Source organism: Psychrobacter sp. (assembly GCF_030457785.1).
Taxonomy (GTDB): Bacteria; Pseudomonadota; Gammaproteobacteria; order Pseudomonadales; family Moraxellaceae; genus Psychrobacter.
The window spans coordinates 1-5,377 of the sequence record NZ_JAKDUI010000188.1 but is presented as its reverse complement, the minus strand read 5'-3'; the positions used below and the strand labels follow the sequence as shown (position 1 = coordinate 5,377).

2 protein-coding genes are annotated in these 5,377 nt (G+C 46.0%); both read left to right on the top strand.

The annotated features are described in order from the left end of the window. Positions 1 to 151: 151 nt before the first annotated feature. Entirely contained in the window at positions 152 to 1,852 is a 1,701-nt protein-coding gene (locus L0J61_RS08950; protein WP_301466102.1) for a S9 family peptidase, read from the top strand. Positions 1,853 to 2,309: 457 nt separating this feature from the next. Next, on the top strand, positions 2,310 to 5,084 hold the full coding sequence (gene gyrA / locus L0J61_RS08945; protein WP_301466101.1) for a DNA gyrase subunit A: 2,775 nt from the start codon (positions 2,310 to 2,312) through the stop codon (positions 5,082 to 5,084). Positions 5,085 to 5,377: the final 293 nt, after the last annotated feature.

Genomic DNA, 5,377 nt, shown 5'->3' with positions numbered 1-5,377 from the left:
CAAGTATGAGCATTACCTAAGAAACCCCTACCTCTAAGGTAGTGGGTAGTTCATAACAGTCATTGATTAGGTGTCATTGCAACTTGAACACACATCTATTGCCAAGGACTTCTGGCAAACGCTTGATTCACCACCGCTAAGGATAGCAAACATGAGCAAATCCAAACCTACCACAGAAAACAATCGCATCACGCCAGCTGCCGATGCTTCTCTATCAAATCATATTACTGGGCATAAGCCGACAATGTCGCGCTGTCTGTTGTCGGTAGCCGTTGCCAGTAGTTTATTATTGATTGGTTGTAATGATGACAACGAAACCACGGTCTCTTATGCTACTACTGTTGAGCCGGTTAGTGCATTTACCGCTGAACAAATAGATACTCAGTTTGGTCTTGGTACGACCGCGACGCCTGACGCCAAATGCGATATTAAAATTGAGAAAGTGAACTATCCAACAGTAGGTGCAGCAGGAGAAAGTACTAATGCAACTGCCGCGCTTATGTTACCAAGCGGTGAGGGCGCTGAATGTCAAGGTGATAGACCTATCTTACTCTATGCTCACGGCACCACCACAGATAAAAACTATGATTTTTCCCAAGTGGCGAATCCGCAAAACTCAGCAACTGGTGAAGCGACATTGATCGCGGCAAATTTTGCCGCTCAAGGCTACATCGTCGTTGCGCCAAATTATGCAGGCTATGATGACTCCGATCTTGACTATCATCCATACCTCGTGGCTGAACAGCAAGCGAAAGATATGGCTGATGCGTTAGATAGTGCACGCACTATCATTGCTCAAGAGGAAGGTGGCGATGATGCCGAGTATGCAGCCATTGATGATTCTGGTGAATTATTCATCAGTGGTTACTCGCAGGGTGGACATGTAGCCATGGCAACTGCAAGGTTGCTTGAGCAAAATAACGAGACTGTGACTGCGATATCTCCTTCATCTGGGCCTTATGCACTGGCCGCGTTTGGTGATGCGATTTTTGCTGGCAATGTCAATGTGGGGGCGACACGGTTTGCACCACTATTAGCGACCGGGCTGCAAAAAGCCTATGGTGATGTCTACAATAATACCGCTGACATATTCACAGCCAGCTACGCCAATACTCAGTTACCCAGTCTATTGAGCTTTAGTGAGTTGGTCTCAGCAAACAAGCTGCCTGATAACGCTCTGTTTGAAGCCAGTCCAACCAACAATGCAGTGCTTGAGCAACTGCCTGATAGTGAGTTGCCTTTTGCCTTTTTAGGATTTGCAGCAGACAACTATTTGATAAAAACAGATTTTCGTGCCGCTTATGTGACCGATGCTTTGCAAAATCCAGACAGCCTCGTGGCTGAGACGGGGGTTTTACCTGCAGCCACGCCGCAGAACACGCTGCGTAAAGCACTAAAAGCCAATGATTTACGTGGTTATGCCCCTGAGATGCCAACATTATTGTGCGGTGGTCATCAAGACCCAACCGTGTTTTTTGACTTAAATACGGGCTCGATGTCAGCCATTCTACAGCAGGCGAGCGCGGCTACAGATGCCAGTTTGAACATTACGGTATTAGATGTAGATAACACAGGTAATAGAGGGGCAGTTACCTCTATTGGAGATGCCATGAGCAACCCGTGGATGTCAACGACAGTACTTGATGATGTCAAGGCTGAATTTGCCATGACATTGTCTGAAGTTCAAAATCTAGCCATTGCAAACGCTCAGGCTGCAGGTGTCACTGATCCTGCTATCTTGCAACAAGCCGCTGCCGCTGCAGTACTGGGCAATTACCATGGTGGTTTAGTTAGCACAGCTTGTACGCAAGCCACGCGAGAGTTTTTTGATCAGGCCTTTGCACAGTCGTAACAAGGCTCAAAGCAACGCATAAAAGAACCATACAACTATAAAAAACTGCATCAGATGTATGCAGTTTTTTTATGGTTATATCTTAAGTCTGAATAGGCTATCAAAGTACCAAAATACTACTATTTCTTGCACCAGCGCTCACTTAGACGGGTATAATTTAGCTGTTATAGATAAGTGAGAACACTGAGGTCGTTCAGCTGTTTTGCTTGTTGCTAATACCGTCTAGAAACCCCTAAATTAGCAAAATTGTGCTAAAATATCTTCTTTGTATTAAACATTAATTTCAACAAAAACCGTATCACCATTTTACTATTGTTTTGCATGCTTAACAGTGCATATGTATGCGCTGTACTTTGATGGTAGCTGCATAAATATGCGGCTGTCTTTTTGTACGGCTCATGGCTATATCGAGCAGGCGTTTTGGCATTAGAAAAAGAATGTGAGTGAAGGAGTGTATATGAGCGAATCGGTCAATCCTATTGGCATCATAGATGAATTGAAGCAATCCTACTTGGATTATGCGATGAGCGTAATCGTCTCTCGTGCGCTTCCTGATGTGCGTGATGGATTCAAGCCCGTACACCGCCGTGTGATGTATGCCATGCATGTGCTGTCAAACGACTACAACAAACCGTACAAAAAATCGGCACGTGTGGTCGGTGATGTCATCGGTAAATACCACCCACATGGTGATAGTGCGGTGTATGATGCAATTGTGCGGATGGCGCAGGACTTTAGTTTGCGTTATCCGATGGTTGATGGTCAAGGTAACTTTGGCTCGATCGATGATGATCCTCCGGCAGCCATGCGTTATACCGAAGTACGTATGACTAAGCTGACCCATCAAATGCTTGCTGATTTGGACAAAGATACAGTCGATTGGGAAGATAACTACGACGGCTCCGAGCGTATGCCAAGCGTACTGCCAGCGCGTATTCCTAACTTGTTGGTTAATGGTGCGACTGGTATTGCAGTTGGTATGGCGACCAACATGGCACCGCACAACTTAACCGAAGTGATCAATGCCTGCTTGGCTTATGCTAAAAACCCGCAAGTGTCGGCTGAAGAGCTGATGTCACACATTTCGGGTCCTGACTTTCCGACAGGTGGCATTATCTATGGCCGCGCGGGTATCTTAGATGCTTATCGTACCGGTAAAGGTCGTTTACACATACGTGGTCGTTATCATATCGAACCGATGAGTGAAACTGGGGTCAATCGTGATCGCGAGCGCATTGTATTTACTGAAGTCCCTTACCAAGCCAATAAAGCCAAATTGATTGAGCGTATTGCAGAGTTGGTGCGTGACAAAAAGATCGAAGGCATCACTGAGATTCGTGACGAGTCTGACAAAGACGGTATGCGTATCGCGATTGACTTGCGTCGCGGTGAGACAGCTGAAGTCATCGTCAATAACTTGTTTTTACAAACACCGCTCGAGTCTAGCTTCAGTATCAACATGGTGGCGCTCGATAATGGTCAGCCAAAGCTATTGACCTTGCGTCAGCTTATCGCTGCTTTTGTCCGTCACCGCCAAGAAGTGGTGACACGTCGTACGATTTACGAATTAAATAAAGCTCGTGTACGTGGTCATTTGCTCGAAGGTTTGACCGTAGCACTGGCAAATATTGACGACATCATCGCCACGATTAAAGCTTCTGCAAACCGAGGTATGGCGCGTGAAAGTCTATTAGAAAATACATGGGGCTCGGGTAGCGTGGTGGCGATGCTGACTGCGGCAGGTAGTCAGTCAGTACGACCTGAATTCATCGAAGGTGAAGACCCTAAAGCACCCTTTGGTCTTATCGAAGACGATGAGCGCTATCGTTTGTCACTTGAGCAGGTCAATGCGATTTTGGACATGCAGCTGCATCGTCTAACGGGTCTTGAGCAAGATAAGCTGACCGAAGAGTACCAAGACTTATTGCGTGAAATCGCCCATTTAGAATCCATCCTTGGCGACTTTGATAAGTTAATGACTATTATCTCTAATGAGATGATTGAGATCCGTGATAATTTCGGTGATGAGCGTCGTACAGACATTATCGATTCGCGCATGGATTTCAATCGTGAAGACCTCATTCCTGAGCAAACGGTTGTCATGACGGTCTCACGTACCGGCTATGCAAAAACCCAGCCGATTGATGACTATGTCGCGCAAAAACGCGGCGGGAAAGGCAAGTCTGCAACGGCAATGAAAGAAGATGATGTGATTGATCATCTGATTGTGACCTCTACACATGCAACGGTACTGTGTTTTACTGATAGCGGACGTGTCTTTAGTCTACGCGGGTTTGAAGTACCGATTGCCAGTCGCGGTGCACGTGGCCGTCCATTGGTTAATCTCATTGGTTTAGACAATGATGAGACGGTGACAACGATACTGCCTATTCCAAAAACAGTAGAAGAACCTGGCAAAGAGGAAGTGGAAACATCAGAAGATAGTGATGAGTCGCTAGAATTGAGCACTTCAGCACAAGCGCCATTTGTCTTTTTTGCCACCGCGAATGGTACTGTGAAGCGGGTAGAGCTGAAACAGTTTGCTAATATTCGTTCTAATGGTTTGATCGCGGTTGGATTAGAAGATGGTGATAAGCTGGTGAGTGTGCGTATCACCAATGGTAGCCAAGAAGTCATGTTGTTTGCCTCAAGTGGTAAGGCCATTCGTTTTGATGAGAATGACGCTCGTGCGATGGGGCGTACAGCTAAAGGCGTTCGTGGTATGCGTTTAGCCGATGATGAATTTATCAAATCATTGGTTGTTATCGAAGATGACGTGCGTGAGATACTCATCGCATGTGAAAACGGCTTTGGTAAACGTACTTTCATCGATGAGTTCAATACGCAAAATCGTGGCGGCGGCGGTGTCATCGCCATTAAGACCAGCGAGCGTAACGGTGCACTGGTTCGAGCTACCAAAGTTGACTCTACTGATGATATTATTTTGATCTCAGATAAAGGGACATTGGTTCGTACACCAGTTGAGCACGTCGCCAGTTCTGGTCGTAACACTCAGGGTGTGACGCTGATTCGTCTTTCAAAAGAAGAAAAGCTCGTTGCCATGGCACGTGTGGAGCACGAAGAAGGTGACGACGAACTCGTCGAAGTTATGAAAGAAGACGGGACGTTTGAAGTCGAAGGTCAAAAGCAGACAGACATTGACGCGGTAACTGATCGTGCGGCACAGACTGATAGTAGTGATGAAGAAGACGATAGCGACGACAGCGAATAGAACCATCAGTCGTTGGCGGTTGCTCTAGATCTGCATCATTGTCCGCTGCCTCAAAAATGTTTTAGAAAAAGCCTCTGACGTTATCGTTGGAGGCTTTTTCCTGAATGTATTTCATGGGGCGGTGTTTTAACTCTTAATTTCTATATCTTTTAGGTCTTAGACCACAGAGCTTACACCGCTCGCAAGGTCTACTATTTTTAACCATCAATGCTCGTCATGCACTGCTTTTCAAGGCTATTTGTAGTGGTCAACTAATTTAGGACAGCTGATAAGAGATTTTGATTAAAGTAACG